Origin of the sequence: Streptomyces sp. NPDC046870 (assembly GCF_040704595.1) — a bacterium.
Lineage (GTDB): Bacteria > Actinomycetota > Actinomycetes > Streptomycetales > Streptomycetaceae > Streptomyces > Streptomyces argyrophylli.
The window spans coordinates 12,970-33,749 of sequence record NZ_JBEYXM010000014.1; the positions used below are offsets into that span (position 1 = coordinate 12,970).

Genomic DNA, 20,780 nt, shown 5'->3' on the forward strand with positions numbered 1-20,780 from the left:
CGTCCCCGTCCCCCGTGGACGGCCACACACCGGCCCTCCGCAGACCGGCCGCGGGCCACGCGTCCCCGCACTCCGCGGCACGTTCCCCACGTCCCCGTGCTCCGCGGCAGGCACGCCGCCGTGCGGCGCGCGCCGTGGCTCCTGCCGTGCCCGCCCAGGAGTCTCGTACGCCTCCGGCCCTCATCCGCCTCCCCTCTTCCTTACGCCTCCTCTCTTCCTTACGCCTCCCCTCTTCGCGCAGTCCCCGCGCGAATGGCCGAGTAGGCCCTCGCCACACCTGAAAGGTGGGATCTCCGTGTCCTCGTAGGTTCCACGCGACGCCTCGGTGCGTCTCGACGTTCTGATCGACCAGCGGCCCGTCGGCAGGTTCCACTACCTGCTCCTGACCATGACCGGTTCGGTGATGTCGACGGCCTGGACACACAGGCGATGAGCTACGCCGCCCCGGTCGTCGCCCGGGACTGGCATCTGACCGCCTCCACCCTCGGCCCGGTCTTCTCGGCCTCGGTCGCCGGGCTCATGGCCGGTTATCTCCTCCTCGCACCGCTGGCCGGCAGAACGGGCCACCGCCGGCTCATCATCTGGTCCGTCGCGTGGTTCGGAGCCCTGACGCTGCTGTGCGCCGTGGCGGAGAGTGCCCCACAGCTGCTCGTCCTGCGCTTCCTGACCGGTACGGGCCTCGGGGCAGCGATCCCGAGCGCGGTGGCCCTGGCCAGTGAGTACGCGCCGGCGCGGCGGCGTTCGACGTTCGTCATGCACCTCTACTGCTGGCTGGCCGCCGGGTTCGTCGCAGCCGGGCTCATCTCCCAGGTGGTGATCCCCGCCTGGGGATGGCGGTCCGTGTTCGTCGTCGGCGGCGTCCTGCCCCTGCTGCTGCTCCTGGCGCTGCTGCGGGCCCTGCCCGACTCCCCGACCCACCTGCGCCTGCGCTCGGCGGACGACTCCCGGCTGCACGCCACGCTCCGCCGTCTCGCACCGGACCTCGGCCCGGACACACGGGTCCTCGCGCCCGAGCGCCGCGAGGCCGACGCGGTCACCACCGAGCGTGCGCCGCTGCTGGAACTGTTCCGGCGGCACAGGCTGCCCGGCACCGCCCTGCTGTGGCTGGCGTTCATGCTGAACCTCGCCGTGTTCTACTCCATGCAGAGTTGGCTTCCCAGCGTCCTCGCCCAGCTGGGCCACTCCCAGTCGACCGCCGTCGCCGCGACCGCGCTGACCACGGTCGGCGGGATCGTCGCGGCCACGTTCATCGGACCGTCGATGGACAAGCACGGCCCCTTCGGGACGCTGGGCGTCGTCTACCTGCTCGGGGCGGTGTTCGTGGTGCTGCTCGGCGCGGCCGTCGACGGTGGGGCGGGCGGCCTGCTCCTCACCGCGTTCCTCGCCGGGACCTGTGTCACGGGTGGTCAGATGAGCGTCATCGCGCTGGCGGCGGTGCTGTACCCGCCGAGAATGCGCACCACCGGCATCGGCTGGGCCCTCGGCGTGGGGCGCATCGGTGGAATCGCCGGCCCCCTGCTCGTCGGCGTCGCGTTGGACTCGGGAGTCGCCGTGCGCGTGGTCCTTCTCGCGATGGCCGGTGCCTTCCTGGTGGCCAGCCTGGTCGTCGTCGCCCTGAGCAAGGTCTCCCGCACCGTCCGGACCGCCGACGCCGCCTTGCCGGACAGCCTCGGTGGCGACCTGCCCACCAGCCGCGCGGCGGCCTAGAGGCCGGTTCGGTCGCAGCCGTTCACCCCTGCCGTCGCGGGTGAACGGCTGCGCCGCCCGCGCCGTGTCCGGCACGGGCCGGCACGATGTCCGGCAGGGAGGGTGCGCGGCGTCACCACGGCTGCTCGGGACCGGCGAGGTAGCGCGTGGCCCAGGCCGCGAGCACGGCGGACACGTAGGCGGCGTCGGGCCGGTCGGTGAGCAGATGGTCCGCGCCCGGGATCGCGACGAAGGACTTGGGGTGACGGGCGGCGTCGAAGATCTGCCGTGCGTTGTCCACCTCCACCGTCTCGTCGGTCGGGGAGTGCATGACCAGCAACGCCGTGTTCAGTCGGTGGATGCGTTCCCGCTGCGGCTGGGCGGCGAGATCCTCGAGGAGGCGCCGGCGGATGCGGAAGGTCCTGCCGCCCAGGTCGACTTCCGCCTCGCCGCGCCGCTCGATCGTCGCCCGGTCGTCCTCGAACCTGTGCACCACGTGCTGGGGCGACACCGGACTGCCGATGGTCGCCACCGCTCTGGTCTCAGGGATTCGGTGCGTCGCGGCGAGCACCGCCGCGCCGCCCAGCGAATGGCCGACCAACAGGGAGGGCGCCGCGAAGTGGTCACGCAGGTGGTTCGCCGCGTGCACCAGGTCGTCCACGTCGGAGCTGAACGTGCTGTCCGCGAAATCGCCACCGGACTCACCGAGTCCGGTGAAGTCGAAGCGCAGCGTCGCTATCCCGTACTCCGTCAGCGCCCGTGAGATCCTCGCTGCGGCGAACGTGTCCTTGCCGCAGGTGAAGCAGTGCGCGAACACGGCGTACGCCCGGGGCACCGCCTCGCGAAGCTCCAGTCGCGCCGCGGGCGGCGTGCCCTGGGATCCGGTGAACTGGACTCGCCTGCTGGTCGGGGGCATTGCGGTATTTCCTTCCTGTTTGCCGCATGTCAACGATGGCGGTGTCCCGTGACGACCGCACTGGTGCCGCATGGCATCCCGCGGAGGGATGCCACGGCGTGCTCGCCGCCCTGACTGAGCGCCACACGTGCCTGTTCGGGGCGTTTGTGAGACGGAATGCCGCGGCCGGCTCCTGTACGACGTCACCGACCGCGGTGTGCCGGACATGTGATCCGCGTGGGCCGACGGCCCGCCGCCGGGCTGTCCGCGACCACCAAAGGCACAGCGCACCGATGTCGCCACGAGCGACGTCCGACCGCGCGGGCGTCCGCCGCGCCGGCCCCGCGAGGCGGCGCGGCGGGCGCGTGTTCATCCCAGCGTTCCGTGCGCCAGCCAGAGGTTCACCTCGTGCGGGCGTCCCTTGCGGAACATCTCCGGGATCACCCGACCCCGCGCGGTGATCTCGGCGGCCAGCGTGGTCACCTCCGGGCGCCAGCCGTGGGACGGCAGCCACCGGTCGGGCGGGGTGGGCGGGCCGTCCTGGAAGAAGCTCAGGATCCGGGCGATGACCGCCTCCTCTGCCGCGTCGACCGTCGACACGTCCTCCGGGCGCGGAATGGACTCGTAGTACTCCAGCGCGAGGCGGCTGCCGGGGGCGCTGAATCGGGTCAGACCACCGAGAAGCCGCTCGGACTGCGGGCCGCTCAGGTACATGAACAGCCCCTCCACCAGCCACATGGTGGGAAGCGCGGGGTCGAACCCGACGCCGGTCAGCGCCGCCTCCCAGGGGCCGCGCAGGTCGGCGACGACCGTGCGGCGACGCGCGGTGGGCTCCAGGCGTGTGCGCGTCAGCACGCTCTCCTTGAAGCGCAGCACCGGTTCGGTGTCGACCTCGTAGACCGTGGTGTCCGCGGGCAGTTCCAGACGGTAGGCCCGCGCGTCCAACCCCGCTGCCATGACGACGAGTTGGCGGATGCCGGCGGCGCAGGCCGCGGTGACCCGGCTGTCGTAGTACCGGGTGCGCACGCCGAGGAACGTCGACAGCATGTACCAGGTCTCGGTCAACTCCCCCTGATCGTCCTTGGGTCCCGTCGGCAGGGCGCCGTCCGGCTCCGTGCGGATGGCGTGGCGGGCCAGGTCCACCACCGCCGTCGCCAGCGGGTCGTCGAACAGCCGGTCCCGCCGGGCCGACTCGATCGCCCGCATGTGGGCCGTCATCAGCCCGGTCCAGCCGACGTCCCCCGGCAGGATCACCTGCCCCTCGTCCGCCCGCCCTTGTGGCTGATGCGACGTCTCACGCTGCACGTGTACCTCTCCGTTCCGTTGACGGCCGGCCGCGACCGGCCCGGGGTGTCCTTCGTTCGTCTCGACGGCCCAGGACTCGGGGACCGGCACCCAGGACGAGCGGCGAGACCGTCTCGCCCCACCGCGCGAACCTGGCGGTGGATCCCTCCTCCGTTCCGTCGGCTCTCCCCACAGCCGTCGGCCATGCGCCGAGGTGGCGGGGGCGTTGTCGTGGCCGGGGGCCCGGCGGCTCGGGATCGCACGAGTGGAGCCGCTTGCCCGCCCCGACTCGGCGACGGCGTCGCCGAACTCCTCCCACGCGGGCTCCACGTCGACCTTCCCGGCCGTGCCGTACGGGAGGTCGACCGTGCCGGCGTCCGGCCGTCCAGTCGGATGCCGATGCGAGGAAGAGCCAAGTCCGTCGCCACGAGCTTCATGCCCCTTGGGCGAGTCATTGACCTGTCGTGCCGAGGTGGCCCAGGGAAAGCGCGGTGAAGGTATGGGCGGGGCTGGGCGAAGTTCTCGAAGTCCGCAGCCGCCCAGACGAGGTTCTCCCCCGCCCCTTTCAGGCGCAGCCACGCGTCGCCGTCGCCCGGCCGGACGATGCCCATCCACCGCTTCAGGTCGCTCAGCTCCTGCCCGGGTGTCTGCGGGAACAGGTGGTAAGCGATTCGGAGGGTCAGTTCGCCTCGGCGGGCGAGCTCGGTGACCGTCTCGTAGTTCTCCGGGAAGGACTGGAGGCCGCCAGCGGCGTCGATCGCCGAGGTCAGGCCGAACCGGTTGAGTTCGCGCAGGAAGTGGCGGGTGGAGAGCCCCTGGTCCGCGGCGTCGAGGACGGGCGCCTTCGCCAGAGTGGAGTAGAGGATCAGCCCGCTGGGCGCGGCGAGCAGCATGCCCGTGGGTTCGCCGTCCCCGCCCCGCACGATCCGGCCGCCGCGCGGGTCGGGCGTGTCGCGGGTCAGTCCGGCGGCCTTGACGGCGGCCCGGTTGAGGATCGCCGACTGGTACAGGTGCAGGACGAACACCGGGGTGTCGGGGGCGGCCTCGTTCAGCTCGGCGGGGGTGGGCATGCCGTTCGGCGAACTGCTCGGCCGTCCAGCCTCCAACCACCCGCACCCACTGGCCCTTCGGTGTGCGGCCGGCCTGCTCCCTCAGCATCTCCAGTGCCCGGCGCAGGGTGGGCACGCCGTCCCAGCGCGGCTCCAGCACGTAGTTGAGCCCGCCGCGGATCACGTGCAGATGAGCGTCGTTCAGCCCGGGGATCACGCGGCGGCCGAGGGCGTCGACGACCTGGGTGGAGCCTCCGACGAACGGGGCGATGTCGCGGTCGTCCCCGAGGGCCGTGATCCGGCCGTCGGTGATGGCCAATGCCTCGGCCTGCGGACGGTGCGGATCGCCGGTGTGTATCTCGCGTTGCGCACCACCAGATCGGCGGCGCCGTCCGCTGCGGCGAGTGGTTCGACGCCGCCGACGGGCACGCTTGTCACGCCTGTGCCTCCTTCGGATGGGAAAGGTCGATCGGTTCCGCGGTGCGGAGGAACCGCGTTGGCGCCACGCGGCGCTGTTCTTCCTTGACGAGCGGGACGCGTCGTGCGGGTCGGGCTCGGTGGTGAACTCGTATGCGAATGCGCCGTGTTCACCGGTGAACCGTCGCAGCCAGTGTGGGGAGGCGGGCGGCCGGGGGCATCAGTCGCGTGACTGGGGAAGCGCGAGTCGGTAGTGGCGCCCCGGTCGTCGCACCCGCCACGCGGTCAGCCGTTGTGCGGGCGGGGCATATGGCGTTTGACTGCCGTGACTCCGAGACGCGCGGGTGAGTACTGACCGGTGATCCGCGGTTCCGTGCTCAGCGCGGCTCGATCGCCCGCGGTCGCGCCGGACACCGCCCCGCCCGGGAAGGCGGCCTCCGCCCACATCCGGAAGCCGTGGAGCCAGGAGATGGTGTGTTCGACGACCCGGCGGGAGATGCCCAGGCCGGTGCCGTGTGACCGGCCTCGTTCGGCGATCGCGGGGCGGATGCGGCGCTGCCACAGCAGCCGCTGGTACTTGTCGTGGTCTTGGCCGCGGTCCGCCAACAGCATGTCCGGCCGTCGCTGCGGCCTGCCGACGACGCCGGCGACCGGCGGGACCTTGTCGACCGACGGCTCTCTCCGACGGCCCGCGCACTGCCACGACTGCGACGGCGTCCACTGCCCGCAGGACGAACTGGCACGCCGTGTGCCGACGGGTTGAGACTTCGAACGCCTCCCCCGATGGCACAGGCACCTCCTGCGTTGCGGGAGCGGCTGCTGGCCGACACCGACGACGCGGTGCGAACGGCTGCGCTGCTCGCCCACCACACCGACGTGCCCATGCCTCGCGGGATTTCGCCGCCCTGCCCGACCCGTGGCGGGCGCTCGAACGGTGCCGCTTCGCGCCCGAGCTGAAGGCGGAGCTGATCCGGGACGGGGAGGTGGAGGTACGTCGGGCGCTGGCCGCCAATCCGGGCCTGGGTGCGCACGGGGTCGCCGTACTGGCGGAGGACCCGCAGGGCGACAACCGCTCCGCGGTGGCGCTGTGCCCCGACCTCACCGAGGAGCAACGTGCCGCGGTCCGCAACGACTTCGACCTGACGCAGATGTCGCGCACACTGCCCTGGGTGGAGGACCTGCACGGCGACGCCGACGCGATGCGCCGCCTCGCCGCGTCGTCCCACCCGCTGGTCCGCCGCAGTGTGGCCCGGGTCCGGCGCCTCCCTCCGATGTCGTGGTGCCTTCTGTAGGCGACCGGCGCGGTCGCGGGTCGCCGGCGGTCGCCGCCGACACCCCTCCGACGACGCGGCTCGGCGCGGCCCGTCCGGGACCGGGCTGGGGCTGGGGCTGGCTGTGTCAGTGCTCGGGAAGACGTGTCCCAGGGCCGCGGCGGAGCCGAGCCGGGTGTCGGTACTCGTGCGATGAACGCGCTGAGCGTCCCGGAGCGTCGCCGTGTCCCGGGCCTGGGGCCGACGCTCCTGCTGGGCGAGTGAGGGACTGATCGCCGAATCCGCTAGCCAGGGCAAGCCGGACTTGTCTCTGGTCGGCGTGGACTCCACGACGGACTTCACGGGCTGGTCAGGCGTCGACCGAAAGGCCGCGCAGAACGCGGGACGGTGCCTGGCCTGGGCGGCCGGGAGGCCGGTACCCCCTCGCGTGTCTCGAATCGGGTGGTTGACGACCGGATCACGGCGGCTGGAATGGTGGCCTGTCGGCATCGTACGTAACCATGACCACCAACAAAACGAACACGGACCTGCCCAGCCTGCTCCTGGTACACGGCGCCTGGCACAGATCCGGCTGCTGGGACCGGCTTCGATCAGTCCTCGACACCGCCGGCTGGATCACCCACGTCGTCGACCTGCCCAGCGCCGGCGACGAGACCGCCGGCATCCACGAAGACGCCCGCGCAGTGCGGCGTGCGCTGGACGCGATCGAGGGCCCAGTGGTGGTGATCGCGCATTCCTATGGCGGCGTGCCCGTCAGCCAGGCCATCGCCGAGGCAACCGGTGTCACGCACGTCGTCTACCTGGCGGCCTACCAGCTCGACATCGGAGAGTCCCTCCTGGCTTACCACGGCGGGTCCGTACCCGACGAACCGCGGGGCTTCCAGCCGCTGCTCGGTGAGCCGACCACGACGTTGTACGGTGACCTGCCGCGGGCCGTGGCCGAGGCGGCAGCGGAGGAGCTGGTGTCGCAGAGCGTGAAGTCGTTCTGCGAACCGCTGACCCGCGCGGGATGGCACACGATCCCCTCCACCTATGTCATCTGTGAGGAGGACCGAGCTCTCCTCCCTCAGTTCCAGGAAGACATGTCCCGCCGCGCCGGAGCAGTGCTGCGCCTGCCCAGCCACCACTCGCCCTTCCTGTCCATGCCCGAAGAATGCGCCGACCTCCTCACCGAGATCGCACGCAGAGCAACCGCCTGACCGGGGGCGTTGTCCGCATCGGCCTGCCCCCTGCCCGGTGCGGGCGCAGTCGTTCGGGAACCCGAGCCCGGCTAACCGGCGAGACCTTCGCCCGGTGGCGGCCACCGGGGCCGGTCGGCCGTCGTTCGCCCGCCGAGACGTGTCCGGATTCGTGGCACATACGTCTGTTCGGACACTTCGCGCCACGGCGTCGTGCAGGGAGCGTGGAGGTAAGTCGGAAGCGACAGATGTTTCGACCTTTCCCTTTCTGAGGCATCTGCCTCAGCGGCATCGGGCTTGATGCTCTCGCGTGCCGGGTATCGCAGGCGCATGCAGGCATGGGGAGAGGCCGTGTGGGCGGGACCCGGTGGGAGAGTTTTCTGCGGGGCGTGGTGAAGCGGGCGCTGGCGGGAGATGAGCCGCAACAGTGGTGGATTCCGCGGCGCGTGCTGACCGTGGTGTCGGCCGATATCGACGGCACTGCCGGTGTCGGGGCGATCTGGCTCCTGTGGCGTCCGAAGTCGTCGCGGATGCGTGAGCACGTTGCGCTTGTGGAGTGGTTCGGCGAGCAGTGGCGGTACGTCGGGGGCGGTAGTGGCTCCGGAGACGATCCTGTCGACGTCGATGTGCTCGACGTTCGCAACGGAGCAGGCGTGCTCAGCCTCGCCCGCACCCTTGATCCTCCGCCCTCCATCACCGCGGCCCCGTGGATCAGTTGCGTCAAAGTGCGCCTCGGGCGGGATGTGAGTCACGTTCTCATCGGTGCTCGCCGGATCAAGGTTCCCCAGCAGCGCAGTCTCATCGCTGTTTGGACCTCTCCCCGTATCAGCCGCGGAGTCCGTCCCGCGATTGTGGCCTTGGGACGCAACGGCGTCGAACTCTCCCGGATGGGCCCCCATGACTCCCTGGACGCTCACACCTGGGCGCGATTGAGAGAGGAGTTATAGCCACCCTGCTTCCTGGTCTCTGTCGTGCTGGCTGTCCTGGCTGTTGCCTTGCCGGTCACCCGGCGAGGGTGAGGTTGTGCAGGCGAGCGACCCCGAGCATGGCGTGGTGGACGCCGGCGTCTTTGAGGCGGCAGTCTCGGAGGATCTTCCAGGTCTTCATGCGGGCGAAGGTGTGCTCGACCCGTGCACGGACCTTGCGGTGGGAGGAGTTGTGGTCCTCTTTCCAGGCCGGGAGGTTGCCCTGACCTGGTTCCCGTCGGTGCGGGATGATCAGGCCAGTGCCTCGGTAGCCGCCGTCGGCTATCACCGTGGTGCGGCCGACAGCTGCCTTGGCGCCGGACAGTTCCCAAGCCTTGCAGTCGTTGCGGTTGCCGGGGACTGGCTTGCCGACGGCGACGACGAGACGGGTGTCGGCGTCGATGACGACCTGGTGGTTCGTGGAGTACCGATAGTTCTTCGACGACACGGCAACCGTGTGATCACGAGTGGGGATCAGGGTGCCGTCCACGATCAGCACGGCTTCCTTGCGGAACCGCTTGCGTTGTCGCAGCGCGAGTAGCGGCCCGAGATGCTCGACGATCCGGACGGCAGCAGACTTTGACACCCCGAACGGCGGGGCGAGTTGCCGTAGCGTCAGGTTCGTCCGCCAGTACACGGTGACCAGCAGAACCCGGTCTTGCAGCGGCAGGCTCCACGGCCTGCCCTTGCAGGTCAGGGCCACACCTTCGCGGCGTAGCGCGGTGACCAACTTGCCGAACTGCTGTGGGCTCAATCCAGTGAACGGGGCTATCCAAGACGGCTCCGACGCCGTAATCACACCAGACACGGCAAGATCATGACACCCGACCAGCGGTTACGGGAAAGCCCTTAGGCTCAGCCTTCATGACCGACCACGCTGACGCGCACAAGCGCCCCTTCCTCGTTCTGCACGACTATGGAATGGGCGGTTCATGGTGGTGGGTCCGAGCGCGTTCCAAGCGGGAGGTCCTCGAAACGTTCGCCTGGGTTGAGGTGGTCACCGACCCGGACACTGTGACCCGGTTTCAGGATGAGGGTCTGGAGGAAGTCGACATCGACGGTCCTCGGATGCCTCCAGGTCTGGATGATCTGTGCGCCAAGCGTGACGCCCAACGTGAGTGTGAAGGCTTCGGTGCGCTTGCAGGGAGGGACGTCGTATTCCTGCGGCGCCGCTGGGACGAGGAGGGCGATGAACCGGTCGTGTATCTGATGGAGGTGGGGTCCGATGGGCGTCGGATTCGCCAAGTGGAGTTGGCCGAGGACGGAACCGCCGTGCGCAGCGGCCCTGACGATTGGCCGTACAACCCACCGATCGTGGACCCTTTCGACCCTGTGCTGCCGAGAGAAGAGATCAGCCGGAGCGAGTTCGAGGAACACTGGATGACAGCTCGCCAGGCAGATGCTGAATCGTAGGGGCAGACCCGGTCGGCTCACCTGCTTCGGAGTCGTTGTCTTCGATGGCGTCAGGGTTCTCGTAAAGAGCAGCTCAGCCTGTTGCGCACGCATGTTCTGCCATGGCAGCGAGGTGAGCAGGCGCTGCGGGGGCTGACCGCGGGGCGGATGAACTGGGCTCCGCAGCCGGGGCAGGGCAGGACCTGCTTCTGGTCCGGGAGGATGCCGTTGCTGAAGGGTGCGCTCTTCAAGAGATCGTCTCTGCGCCGACATCGGGCCGAGCACCATCAGGGAGCCGGGCCGGCCTCGACGTTCGGTCGGGGCGGGTGGCCGCAGTACTCACAGAGCAGGATGTCGGGCGGCGGCGGTGGTGTGCGTTCGAGGACGTCCCGGAGTTCGAAGAGGTCTCGTCCGGTCGCGGCGGCGGAGGCGGGGCCAGCTGAGGGCACCGGGGCCGTCATGGGAGGGTCGCAGAGGTCGCTTCAGCAGGGCCTGGGGCGAGTTGGAGTACTCGTCGCTCAGGAGTCGCCCTCGGCCGGTGACGAGGCCGCAGGCCCGGGCGAACTCAGAAGCGGGCCGCGAGCTGCGCGGCGAAGTCTTCGAGCCAGGCGGGCGGATGGGAGAGTTGGTCGCGGAGGTGTTCGCCGCGGATGAAGGGGCGGCCGGGGTTCCGTTGCCAGCAGGCCGAGCACAGGCTTGGTCCGGCATGCCGCCTCGGCTGGCCGCACTCGCGGCAGATCTGGGGCGACTGTCTCGGCGGGCCCGGACGGGAGCACGACCCGCACCAGCCGGTGTCCTCGCGCAGATAGCCTGGCCTTGCCGCAGCGCGGGCAGGGCTGCTGGGCGGCGAGTCGCTCGGCCTTGCCGCAGCAGTCCCGGCAGAGCCGGTTGCCGGCCGTTGTACGCCGCCCCAGCCAGCCTCTGACGGTGACCGACATGTATCAGCAGCGTCGACCTGGTGGCTCCTGCATGAGCCACCAGGTCGGGGGACCCATCTCGGTCTAAACGCCTGTCAGCGACCCGTGAGCCAGGCCACCAAGTCGTAGACAGCGTGGCAGTAGGGGTCGTGGACGTCCTTCCGCATTCGCTCCAACTCCCCTGTCTCCAAGAGGACCGGAAGCACGGCCTGCGCTCCTGTCACTCCAACGACGACAGAGCCGTCTTCGTCTCGAAGGGGAAGGTCGACACCGATTGGAGGGGCGTCCTGTGATGTGGGGGTGTCCAGGTAGAGGCGACACGTTCCGTGGTCGAGGAGCAGGAAGCCGCGCAGGCGCAGCTCCGCAGGCTCATCAGGTTCTGCTGGAACGGAGAAGGCTGCGGCTGCGGCCCGCAGTGCATCCGAGAGATGGAACCGGGGATGGTCGACGAATCCGTGAACAGCAGCGGAGGCGTCGACTACCGGGATTCCGAAGGCATCGCGCGGTGCCTCCTCGATCTCGCCGCGGGAGAAGTCGGCCAAAGCGCTTCGCAGGGCCGCCTCGAGGTCCCCTGCGGAAATGATCGCTCCGTGTGTGTCCGTGAGTGGCACGTCAAAGGCAACTGACGTGTCCAGCTGCTGACCGTCCCACAAAACGATACGGCCGACACCGCGTCGCTCCGGGTCATTCATGACCCCCCGCACAAGCCGGACGCTCCGCCCACACGCGAACGCTGTGACACTGCCCAACAGTTCATGTGCCAGCTGCGCCTGCAGACCGGATGGGCCTGTCTGGTCCCACATCATCGATTGATCCGTCACACTCGGTTCAACGCGTCAGGGCACTTGTTGACACCCTGGCAGTAAGCCGTGATCACGCCGATCTTGTCGTCATGGTCGGCGAGCTTGCACTTGTGATCAGCGGTCTCCCAGTGGTATTGCGCGACGACCTTCACACGAGCGGGAATGATGCCGAGACGGTCGTACAACACCGCGCCGTACAGCTTGCGGGTCTTCGTGCTCCCTCTCTCGGGGTGCTCACTCACCGCCACCTTGATGACCTTGCTGCTGTGAGACTTGAATCGATGGCATGGTCTGTTACCGACAGTCCCGAGGTGTTCCGGTCCGCGGCGGGGTCATTCGTTTCCGCACGTCCCGACCTGCACACCATGCTGCTGTCCGGGCTCGACTCAGTCGAGCGTCTGCAGTCCAGGGATACAACGCCGCCCACGTGCCTAGGATGGTGGCGTGACGCGGACGGGGCCCCGACGACGGCCGCATTCGTATGGACGCCCCCCATCTGCTGACCGCGAGTAGCCTTTCCCGGGCCGCGGCGACGGGCCTGACCCGGTTGCTGTCCACCGACGCCCACCCGTGCACCGGGCTGCTGGCCGACGAAGCGTCGGTCCGCGCCTTCTCCGAGGCCTGGGAAGCAACGACGGGCACGGCCCCCAGCGACGGACCGCGTCTTCGCCTCCACCGCCTCGAACAGCTCGTGCCGCCCGGCGTCGCCCCGCCGGGTGCACCGCGGGTGGCGACCTGGGACGACCGGCCTCTTCTCCACGACTGGTGCACCCGCTTCGTAGCGGAAGCCGGCTCGCTCGGAGCCGATCTCGACAGGTTCGTCGATGAGCGAATCACCCAGGGCGGCTGGCGGTTGTGGATGGTCGCGGGCGAACCGGTGGCCATCGCAGCGATAACCACCGTCGTGGCCGCCACCGCCCGCGTCACGCCGGTGTACGTGTCGCGCCACCACCGCGGACGAGGCTACGGTGCCGCCGTGACCGCAGCCGTTTCCCAGGCCGCGCGGGACGCCGGCGCGGAGCACGTCCTGCTCTTCACCGACCTTTCGAACCCGACCAGCAACCGCCTGTACCAGCGCATCGGCTACCGGCCTGTCTCGGACTACCGCATCGTGGCGCTCTGACGGCTCCTGAGTGGCACGCAAGGCCGCGCCGCGGCCGCCCCGCAGGCCCGGCGGCAGACCGGCGAGCGGCGCTGATGCCGCTCGACGCCGTGATCGAGGTCTACCGGATGCAGATGTGGTTGCAGGAGGAGAACGGCGAGGACGAGGACGCCCTGGTGCTGTGGAAGCCATCGTGGATACCGTTCTGCTCCTCCAGCCCCGACGACACCGTCTACGGCCTCTACCTGAACGGCGAGAGCGGGGAGGTATGCAAGTGGACCAGGTTCGGGGAGCGCGAGCGGGAGTACGAGTCGCTGCCCGCCTACCTGGAACTCATGGCGGTCAGCCTGGAAGCCCCCTTGGCGGCGGCCGGCCCGGAGAAGCCCGGCATGATGGGCGGCGCCCTGGTGTGGGGACCCCCTTCTGACGGGGAGCACAGTGACCAGTGGGTGCGCCACCTCGGTCAGGCGCCGCCGCGCCATCCCGCGAAGACTCTCGGCGCAATCCGGGATGCTCTGCCCAGCGATGAGGGTGCGGAATTCGACCAGCAGCGCGACGCCCTCGACCTGTCCGACCCCGAGGCCGTCGCCGCCTTCCGGGACTACTGGTGGGAGCGTGCCGTGCAGGCCCAAGAGGAACTGGAGGACGACGTTGCCGCCGCGCTGGGCGGGAACATCATGGTCCAGCCCGGCCGCAAGCTGGCGCCGGAGTACGAAGCCACGCTGCCGCCCGCCATCCGCCACCTCCCACCGTCCATGGACGACATCCGCGCCGCCCTACGCCACGAGAGCGTCCGCGCACGGTTCGACCGGGAGTTCATGGACGCGATCCCGCCGCACTACCCGGCGCTGCTGCTGCGGTGGTGGGACATCGCCCGCCTGATGGCCGACCCCCGCGGCGACCGCGCCGTACGCGCTGTTGTCAACGACCGCCGCACCTCCGGCTAAGGGCTGCCCACCTTCGTGAGGAGTACGCCGGTCCATCACAAACAGCGCGGAATCTTCCGGCCACTCTTCCCCTGGTGCTCATGTGCCGTGCCGCATCGGGGAGCAGACCGCATCGAGAGCATCCGGAATACCGAACACCCAGAACGGGGCAGAGGCGTACATCTGCCGTGTCCGCATTCCGCCCTTCAGTCTGTGGGACGGATGGGGACTCTGCCGTTCTCCTTGCCGGACGGGGCCGCCGCCCGCAGGAGCGTCCCGCCGTCCCGGGCGGTCATGACCCGTAGCCCGATACTGATCCACGCGAAGGAGCAGACAGCATGCGGAAGTTCGCGGTCGCCGGCCTCATGGCCGCCGTCAGCACGGCAAGCCTCGTCACCGCCACCCCCGCCAGCGCGGCGCCCACCAGCGTCTACGTGAGCACCACGGGAAGCAATTCGGCCTCCGGCACGAAGAGCCAGCCGGTGCGCACCATCGGGGAGGCGTTGAAACGCGTCAGGAACAACAGGAACCTGACCACGGTGCGGATCTTCGGGGGCACCTACCGGCCCGGGGCGGGCTTCTCGCTGGGCAAGGCGTACAAGCAGAAGTCGATCACCTTCACGCGGGTGGGCGGCAGCAGCGCGCCGGTGATCAAGGGGACCAACGGGGCAAGACACCTCGACTACTTCCTCAAGGTCGCAGCCGACGGGCCGCGCATTCACATGAAGCGGCTGATCATCCAGTACTACCGGACCGGCGGCGTGCTGTTGAAGAACGACCGGAACACCTTCACCGGCACTCAGTTCAGTTTCATCGGTAACGCCTACGCCGGCACGGGAGACGGATACGCCGGGATCCACATGAACGCAGGCTCGTCGTACAACATCGTGGACAACGTCTCCTTCCTCTACCTGAAGAACGTCGCCAACGAATGCCCCGGCTGCATGCACGGCGTCTACATCGCCGAACGAAGCCACCACAACACCGTGAAGAACAGCACCTTCCAGGGCATCACCGGTGACCCGGTGCGCCTGCGGCGCAGTAGCAGCGACAACCTCATCGACCACAACCAGTTCCGCCGGTCAGGAACGAACGCCATGGTCTCGTACTGGGTGCACGCCTCGGACGGGAGCTTCGCCTGCGGCGCCCGGAACTCGGTCACGAACAACACCTACAGCACCCTGTCCGACGAGACGAAACCCGGCATCATCGTCACGAGTGGCGCAGACGAAGGCATGACCTCTTGCCCCGCCGCGATCCCCACGGTGACCGGGAACACGCAGGCCTGACCCCGAAGAGCCGCGCCGCCGGACGCAAGCAGTCCGGCCACCTCCGCCGACGCCACGGTGATCCGTCTCACCCGCCCTCAGAGATACTCCGTCCATGTCCCCGGACGGCCTGGGGGTGGGCCGGCCCGGAACGATTGCACAGCCAGTTCGCCGAGGACGGCCCGTTCCGCATCGGGCCGACCGACGCCGTCCGCAGGGTGTACGCATGAGCACTGTGCATCGTGAAGCGCATCCTGGGCGACATTCGGCCACTGTCGGCTGGGGCCCCCGCTTTGACGAGGTCCGCTACACCAGCGCGGGCGGCGAGGAGTTGTCTTCAAATGTCACGCCCGCGTCAGTAGCGATGCGAGGGTGACGGCTGTTTGAACGGCTGTTTGGCAGGACTCGGCGGCCTTGTCGAAGGCCGGCGGGCGCCCGCCGCGATGGCCGCGCCGGAGCCGGTGGATCTGGTCGGACCGTTCCGGGATGGTGTGGCCGACGCCCCGCCGCCTGAGCCAGGTCCGGATCGCTTTGGAGCCGTAGCCCTTGTCGCCGACGACGAGTCGGGCCGCAGGCGCGGCCGTCCCGGTCCGAGGCGGGGCACCCGTATCGCGTCCATGACAGCGGTGAACTGGGTGCAGTCGTTGGTGTTCCCGCCCGTGACGGTGAAGGCGAGCGGACGCCCCAGGGAGTCGCACGCCAGGTGAATCTTGCTGGTCAGGCCACCTCGGGAGCGTCCGAGTCCCGGGTGACGGAGCCCTCTTTTCGGGCCCCGGCAGCATGTTGGTGGGCACGGACGATGGTGGAGTCGACAGACACGAGCCAGTCGATGTCCCCGGCTGCGTCCGCGCTCGCCTGGGCAGCCTGGAGCATCCGCTCGAACGTGCCGTCCAGGGGCCACCGGCGGAACCGGGTGTGCAGTGTGGCCCACGGGCCGTACCGCTCGGGCACGTCCGGCCAAGCGGCCCGGTACGGAACTTCCACACGATCCCGTTGAGCACCGTGCGGTCGTCCAGCCGCTTCCTGCCCCGCGGCGACTCGGGCAGCAGCGACCGGACGAACTCCACCCGGCGCCCGAAGAGAACCGCCACAACCGTGGCCGCAGAGGCGGCCGGGCCACCCGCCTTCGACCACGACACCCACCGCCGCCGTAACGCCGTCGAGCGCTGCTTCAACCGCCTCGAAGGCTTCCGCGGCATCGCGACCCGCACCCATACCTCAGGGCGGATCGCCTCGCACAACCGCTGGGCGATCCGCCGCCTGACCGGCAGCGGATCCCAGGGCGACTGGTCGGACGGCGCCGTGCGAGGCCGGGCGGCCCAACGGTTGTCATCGTCGACGATCCGCGGACCACCCATGTCGCGTGTGGACCACCAGCGATCGGTGCGGAACGTCCGCCTGGTGCTGATGACCGAGGGGGCGGGTCGCCGTGTCCGGAGCCCCCACACACGGTGCGCGCCACCACGGCGCGTCATGCTCGCCGCGCACCACCGCGATGCCGGCGGCGCGTCGGCGCGAAGGGCTGAAGGGGATCGTCGGTCCGGGGCAGGGCAACCATCGCGAGGCCGCCGTCCTCGAATCAGCCGGCTGCCCACTGCGCCCGCGGATCGGGCAGCAGCCGGCTGGAGCCGCGGGGTAGCGGTGGCGGGTGGCTGCGTGCCTCGGTCCCGGGTGGCGAGGGCCCGCTCGATCCGCACCCGCTGGCGTCTCGAAATTTCGGATACTCTTCGTAAATCCAGGGTGGGGCGCGGGTACCGGAGGGGCGACCGGCTGTGCCCACGCCGTCCGGGAGCGGCGCCGGTCCGCTGCCTGTAGGCCTCGTCCGCGGTGACCCAGGCGGCGGGCAGACCCACACCGAGACGCCGGCGGACGATGTTCCGGGCCAGTTCGCCTTGGGTGGCAAAGCCGCGTTCGTCGGGGATCTTCGCCGCCCGGCAGCGGTCACGGTCGGAGGGTCCAGGCTTTGGGCAGGTAGAGCTCCCGGTCCACCAGGGCCCGGCCCGAGCCGGTGGCGTAGGCGGCGAACACGCCGATCTGGCAGTTGTCGATCTTTCCTGAGGTGCCGGTGTACTGCCGGCCGACTCCGGCCGAGGTGGTGCCCTTCTCGTCGAACCCGGTGTCGTCGATGATCAGCACGCCATCGGGGCAAAGGGACTCACCGGCGTAAGCACGGATGTCGTCGCGCAGGGCGTCGGCGTTTCGGTGGCCTTCTTGCCGGTGGTGGCCCACTCGCGGGCCTCAGTCTCGGTGCAGACCGCACCTGGGTCTCGCGGGCGGAGCCGCCGATGACGACCTGGGCGCGGCCGTGGTACATCGCCTGCCAGATGCTCCACCGCGGCTGGACAGGTCGTCGGCAGCGGCGGGATCCAGCTCCGGCTCCCCGACCAGCCCTCATCTCCGCACCGCACATCACGCAGTGCAACCAGGCGACTGCCCGCGGACTGGCACCCTCCGGCCTCTGGACAGGCGGGTGCCTGCATCGCTCCTTGATCGAGCGGTAAGGTCATACGTATGCCAACCGAGTCGCAGCCCGCAACCCGCCTGTTCCCGCGACGCCTGCCCGCCGGCCGCCTGGGTGTTGCCGTCGTTTCCGAGCTCGTCGACCTGATCGTGACGGGCCAGTTGCAGGAAGGCGAGTTGCTGCCCCCCGAGGGTCCGCTGAGCGAGCACTTCGGCGTGAGTCGCACGGTCCTGCGTGAATCGGTGAAGCGACTGGAGGAGAAGGGTCTGGTGATCGTTTCTCAGGGTCGCGGGACTCAGGTGCGGGCGCCGGGCTACTGGAACATGCTCGATCCGGTGGTGCTGTCCGCGTTGATCGACAACGACGAGACGCTCGGCGTCCTCGACGAACTGACGGTCGTGCGGGCGAGCCTCGAGTCGGCGATGGCGGGCGCTGTTGCCGGATCTCGCAGCGCAGACGGGCTGAGGAGGCTGGAGAACGCGCTGACCACGATGCGTGAGAGCGCGTCCGAGACGGACTCCTTCCGGCAAGCGGATGTGGTGTTCCACTACGCACTCATGGAGATCTCCGGCAACCGGCTGGCGGAGAACATCGCCAAGCAACTGTACAAGCGCGCCGTGGAGTCCAGCCGCTACCAGGGGATCGACCCTCCTGACGCGTTCGAGCTGACGCTGAAGGAGCACGCTGCGATCGTTGATGCCATCTCACGGCAGGACGTCGCCGCGGCCCAGAAGGCGATGCATGATCACATCCACGTCTCGTGGGAGCGCCGTCGGCTGCCCGACCACGCGCCGCGGGCGCGCGGCCGGGCGCGCGGTCAGGAAAGCGAGTAGACGTCTGCGGCGTTGCCGCCGAACACCCGCGCCCGTTCCACCGTGGAGAGCCCGTCGAGCAGGGCCTCCACAGCGGTCTTCCAGGGCGCTGCTCCCCCGCCGAGCTCGGCCAGCGGCCAGTCGGAGCCGTACAGAAGACGCTCAGGGCCGAAGGATTCCACGGCTACGGTCACCGAGGCGGCAAGGTCGGCCGCACGCCATGACCCGGGAGCGAGGCCCGAGGTGAGTCCCGAGACCTTCGCGACGACGTTCGGTCGCCGTGCGAGTTCGCGCAGCCGCGACGCCCATCCACTCCTGTCCTGTCCCGGTTCGGGCGGGCCGCCCAGATGATCCAGCACGAAGCGGAGTCCGCTGTGGCGCGTGGCCAGGTGGATCGCCTGGGGAAGCTGCCACTCGCGCACGACGAGGTCGAAGCAGAGGTCCTCACGCTCGAGCACGGTGAGACCCGCGCTGACCTCCTCGCGCATCATCCACTGCGGGTCCGGGTCGATGTGCGCCAGATGCCGCACCCCGACGACGGGAACGGCGGCGTTCGTGCGGATCCGGTCGAGCTGGGGTCCCACCTCCGCCGCGAGATCGACCCAGGCGACGAGACCGGCGACGACCGGTGAGTCCAGCCCGGCGAGCCGGATGCTCTCTTCGAGGCTGTTGCTCGACTGCACGACCACGGCACGGTCGAGTCCGGTCGAAGCCAGCATCCCGCTCAGATCGGAGGCGTCGAAGTCGCGGGCGATCGGGGCCATGGTCTCCGCGTCGATCCAGTCCTGCGGGTCCACGGAGCGGTCCCACAGGTGTACATGGGCGTCGACACCGGCACTCATGCGAGGTGCCAGACTTCGTCGATGGGCTGCCAGAGTGCCCCGGGGACACGCTCCTCGGCGATTCTCACCTGACAGGGGTCGGTGTGCGTCCACCATTCCTGCGTGGCCGGGTCCTCGGCGATCCGACGCATGTCCGCCTCGTGGTCCTCTCCTATGTACTCGTAATAGGCGAAAAGGATGTCTCCGAAGATGAAGATGCTGTAGTTGCGCACGTTGCATTCGGTGAGCTTGCGCTCGACGCTCGGCCACACGGCGCGGTGCAGCGCCAGGTACTCCTCGCGCTTCTCGGGGCGCACACCCACCACCAGGGCCCTGCGCTCAGGTCGAAGGGTCACGACGGCCTCCTCCGGCGTGCGACGGGGCGTCCATCCGGTCCGGCTCGGCCACCAGCCGCAGGGCAGCGCGTTCGGGTCGGATGTGCGGTCCGGTTGCCGCGGGCTGGGGCGCGGTGGCGCCGACCGGTGACATCTGGGACTCGTCGACCACGATCCCGATCCCTGGACGGTCGCCCAGGACGATACCTCCGTCTTCGAACTGCTGGTCCACGTCGAGACCGGTCGGAAAGCGAAGATCCTGGACTTCGTAGGTCAGGAGGTTCGGCACGGCGGCGGCCGCGTGGGCCACCGGGTTGGCGTTGTACGCGACGGGGCTCACCGGCAGGTCGTGGGCGTGGGCGAGTGTCGCGACACGGAGGAAGTGGGTGATGCCCCACACGTTGCCGATCTGGACGATGTCGACGGCGTTGGCGTCCAGCAGGGGGCGGTACTGCTCCAGGCCGGTCAGGTTCTCGCCGCTTGCGATCGCCGCGCGCACCTTTCCGCGCAGCGAGGCCATTCCGGCCGCGTCCCACCGGCGTAGCGGTTCCTCCACCCAGGTGAGGTCCATGCGTTCCTCGATGGCGGCGACGTACCGGGTGGCCTGGGCGTGGTTCCACGACTCGTTGGCGTCGAACATGAGCGCCGGTCGGCGCGAGTTACGGCTGAGCACGTCGCGCATGATCTCCAGTCGAGGCAGATCGCGGTCGAGGTCGCGGCCGCCTTTGAGCTTGCCGGCCCTGAAGCCGCGATCCGCGAACCGACCGTAGAGTTCGGCGAGTTGTTCGTCGGGAAGGCCGTATTCGAGTCCGGAGGCGTACCCGGGAACGAAGCGCGAGCGGGCCCCGAGGGTCCGCCACAGCGGCTCGTCGGCGGCCTTGGCCTTGATGTCCCAGAGAGCCATGTCGACGGCCCCGATGGTGCCGAAGGTGGATCCCGAGTGACCGGCTTTGAACACCCAGGCGAGCATCCGGTCGTAGAGCGCCACGACCGACCGCGGGTCGTCGCCCTCGATCGCGGGAAAGACACGCGCGATGTCGGCATGGGACCCGAGGCCGACCCCCTCGATCCCGGTGTCGGTCTCGATGATGAGGACGGGGACCGGCGTCGCATGGCTGGACTGGACCCCGTTGACGTCCCCGGTGATCCTGCCCCAGTCATGGACGGTGCTCAGGCTGCGGTACCCAGTGATCTTCAT

Annotated in this window: 18 protein-coding genes and 4 pseudogenes; 10 read left to right on the top strand and 12 right to left on the bottom strand. The window is 69.6% G+C overall.

Going from position 1 to position 20,780, the window contains the following annotated elements:
* Positions 1 to 414: 414 nt before the first annotated feature.
* Positions 415 to 1,707, top strand: coding sequence for an MFS transporter (locus tag AB0946_RS26405; RefSeq protein WP_366763266.1), 1,293 nt, complete (start codon positions 415 to 417; stop codon positions 1,705 to 1,707).
* Between the two features lie 112 nt (positions 1,708 to 1,819).
* Here AB0946_RS26405 and AB0946_RS26410 read toward each other — a convergent pair whose 3' ends face one another.
* The 4 genes and pseudogenes from AB0946_RS26410 to AB0946_RS26425 all read right to left on the bottom strand — a co-directional run bounded on the left by AB0946_RS26410 (position 1,820) and on the right by AB0946_RS26425 (position 5,943).
* Positions 1,820 to 2,602 carry an alpha/beta fold hydrolase gene (locus AB0946_RS26410; RefSeq protein WP_366763130.1) on the bottom strand — a complete coding sequence of 261 codons (783 nt, stop codon included), beginning with the start codon at positions 2,600 to 2,602 and terminating at the stop codon, positions 1,820 to 1,822.
* A gap of 348 nt (positions 2,603 to 2,950) precedes the next feature.
* Complete coding sequence (locus AB0946_RS26415) at positions 2,951 to 3,886, bottom strand: SAM-dependent methyltransferase (RefSeq protein WP_366763131.1); 936 nt, start codon at positions 3,884 to 3,886, stop codon at positions 2,951 to 2,953.
* A gap of 473 nt (positions 3,887 to 4,359) precedes the next feature.
* Positions 4,360 to 5,352 (bottom strand): annotated as a pseudogene (locus AB0946_RS26420) (amidohydrolase family protein); the annotation flags it as partial.
* A 264-nt stretch (positions 5,353 to 5,616) separates the two neighbouring features.
* Positions 5,617 to 5,943 carry a hypothetical protein gene (locus AB0946_RS26425; protein WP_366763132.1) on the bottom strand — a complete coding sequence of 109 codons (327 nt, stop codon included), beginning with the start codon at positions 5,941 to 5,943 and terminating at the stop codon, positions 5,617 to 5,619.
* A 371-nt stretch (positions 5,944 to 6,314) separates the two neighbouring features.
* Between AB0946_RS26425 and AB0946_RS26430 the strand changes: the two genes are divergently transcribed.
* The 3 genes from AB0946_RS26430 to AB0946_RS26440 all read left to right on the top strand — a co-directional run bounded on the left by AB0946_RS26430 (position 6,315) and on the right by AB0946_RS26440 (position 8,727).
* Complete coding sequence (locus tag AB0946_RS26430) at positions 6,315 to 6,623, top strand: hypothetical protein (RefSeq protein ID WP_366763133.1); 309 nt, start codon at positions 6,315 to 6,317, stop codon at positions 6,621 to 6,623.
* A gap of 479 nt (positions 6,624 to 7,102) precedes the next feature.
* Entirely contained in the window at positions 7,103 to 7,801 is a 699-nt protein-coding gene (locus AB0946_RS26435) for an alpha/beta hydrolase (protein ID WP_366763134.1), read from the top strand.
* Positions 7,802 to 8,169: 368 nt separating this feature from the next.
* A complete protein-coding gene (locus tag AB0946_RS26440; protein ID WP_366763135.1) occupies positions 8,170 to 8,727 on the top strand; it encodes a hypothetical protein in 558 nt (185 codons plus the stop codon).
* Between the two features lie 55 nt (positions 8,728 to 8,782).
* On the opposite strand, the gene AB0946_RS26445 is transcribed toward AB0946_RS26440, so the two are convergent.
* A complete protein-coding gene (locus AB0946_RS26445) occupies positions 8,783 to 9,553 on the bottom strand; it encodes a transposase (protein ID WP_366763136.1) in 771 nt (256 codons plus the stop codon).
* A gap of 56 nt (positions 9,554 to 9,609) precedes the next feature.
* Here AB0946_RS26445 and AB0946_RS26450 point away from each other — a divergent pair, with 56 nt between their 5' ends.
* The gene (locus tag AB0946_RS26450) at positions 9,610 to 10,158 is read left to right on the top strand and encodes a hypothetical protein (RefSeq protein ID WP_366763137.1); all 549 of its coding nucleotides are present in this window, start codon (positions 9,610 to 9,612) and stop codon (positions 10,156 to 10,158) included.
* 991 nt (positions 10,159 to 11,149) lie between these two features.
* On the opposite strand, the gene AB0946_RS26455 is transcribed toward AB0946_RS26450, so the two are convergent.
* Together AB0946_RS26455 and AB0946_RS26460 are read right to left on the bottom strand one after the other, a co-directional pair.
* Positions 11,150 to 11,746 (bottom strand): hypothetical protein, encoded by a 597-nt coding sequence (locus tag AB0946_RS26455; RefSeq protein WP_366763138.1) that lies wholly within the window; start codon positions 11,744 to 11,746, stop codon positions 11,150 to 11,152.
* Between the two features lie 125 nt (positions 11,747 to 11,871).
* Complete coding sequence (locus AB0946_RS26460; RefSeq protein WP_366763139.1) at positions 11,872 to 12,099, bottom strand: hypothetical protein; 228 nt, start codon at positions 12,097 to 12,099, stop codon at positions 11,872 to 11,874.
* A 239-nt stretch (positions 12,100 to 12,338) separates the two neighbouring features.
* Here AB0946_RS26460 and AB0946_RS26465 point away from each other — a divergent pair, with 239 nt between their 5' ends.
* The 3 genes from AB0946_RS26465 to AB0946_RS26475 all read left to right on the top strand — a co-directional run bounded on the left by AB0946_RS26465 (position 12,339) and on the right by AB0946_RS26475 (position 15,174).
* Positions 12,339 to 12,980, top strand: a complete 642-nt coding sequence (locus AB0946_RS26465; RefSeq protein ID WP_366763140.1) for a GNAT family N-acetyltransferase — start codon at positions 12,339 to 12,341, stop codon at positions 12,978 to 12,980.
* Positions 12,981 to 13,054: 74 nt separating this feature from the next.
* Positions 13,055 to 13,906, top strand: a complete 852-nt coding sequence (locus tag AB0946_RS26470) for an SMI1/KNR4 family protein (protein ID WP_366763141.1) — start codon at positions 13,055 to 13,057, stop codon at positions 13,904 to 13,906.
* A gap of 344 nt (positions 13,907 to 14,250) precedes the next feature.
* Complete coding sequence (locus tag AB0946_RS26475) at positions 14,251 to 15,174, top strand: right-handed parallel beta-helix repeat-containing protein (protein WP_366763142.1); 924 nt, start codon at positions 14,251 to 14,253, stop codon at positions 15,172 to 15,174.
* A gap of 392 nt (positions 15,175 to 15,566) precedes the next feature.
* Here the strand turns inward: AB0946_RS26475 and AB0946_RS26480 are convergent.
* Positions 15,567 to 16,184, bottom strand: a pseudogene (locus AB0946_RS26480) (IS5 family transposase); the annotation flags it as partial.
* A 45-nt stretch (positions 16,185 to 16,229) separates the two neighbouring features.
* Between AB0946_RS26480 and AB0946_RS26485 the strand changes: the two are divergent.
* Positions 16,230 to 16,362: pseudogene (locus AB0946_RS26485) on the top strand (IS5/IS1182 family transposase); the annotation flags it as partial.
* 602 nt (positions 16,363 to 16,964) lie between these two features.
* On the opposite strand, the pseudogene AB0946_RS26490 reads toward AB0946_RS26485, so the two are convergent.
* Positions 16,965 to 17,340 (bottom strand): annotated as a pseudogene (locus AB0946_RS26490) (transposase); the annotation flags it as partial.
* A gap of 324 nt (positions 17,341 to 17,664) precedes the next feature.
* On the opposite strand from AB0946_RS26490, the gene AB0946_RS26495 reads away from it, so the two are divergent.
* Positions 17,665 to 18,447, top strand: coding sequence for a FadR/GntR family transcriptional regulator (locus tag AB0946_RS26495; protein ID WP_058084308.1), 783 nt, complete (start codon positions 17,665 to 17,667; stop codon positions 18,445 to 18,447).
* Here the strand turns inward: AB0946_RS26495 and AB0946_RS26500 are convergent.
* Genes AB0946_RS26500 through AB0946_RS26510 form a run of 3 tightly spaced genes read right to left on the bottom strand, consistent with a single transcriptional unit; the run spans position 18,432 to position 20,780 of the window.
* Positions 18,432 to 19,268, bottom strand: coding sequence for an amidohydrolase family protein (locus AB0946_RS26500; RefSeq protein ID WP_366763143.1), 837 nt, complete (start codon positions 19,266 to 19,268; stop codon positions 18,432 to 18,434). The genes AB0946_RS26495 and AB0946_RS26500 overlap by 16 nt on opposite strands.
* Positions 19,265 to 19,603 (bottom strand): L-rhamnose mutarotase, encoded by a 339-nt coding sequence (locus AB0946_RS26505; RefSeq protein WP_132791680.1) that lies wholly within the window; start codon positions 19,601 to 19,603, stop codon positions 19,265 to 19,267. The genes AB0946_RS26500 and AB0946_RS26505 overlap by 4 nt, the downstream gene beginning before the upstream one ends.
* Positions 19,587 to 20,780 carry a mandelate racemase/muconate lactonizing enzyme family protein gene (locus tag AB0946_RS26510; RefSeq protein ID WP_366763144.1) on the bottom strand — a complete coding sequence of 398 codons (1,194 nt, stop codon included), beginning with the start codon at positions 20,778 to 20,780 and terminating at the stop codon, positions 19,587 to 19,589. Before AB0946_RS26510 ends, AB0946_RS26505 begins: the two co-directional genes overlap by 17 nt.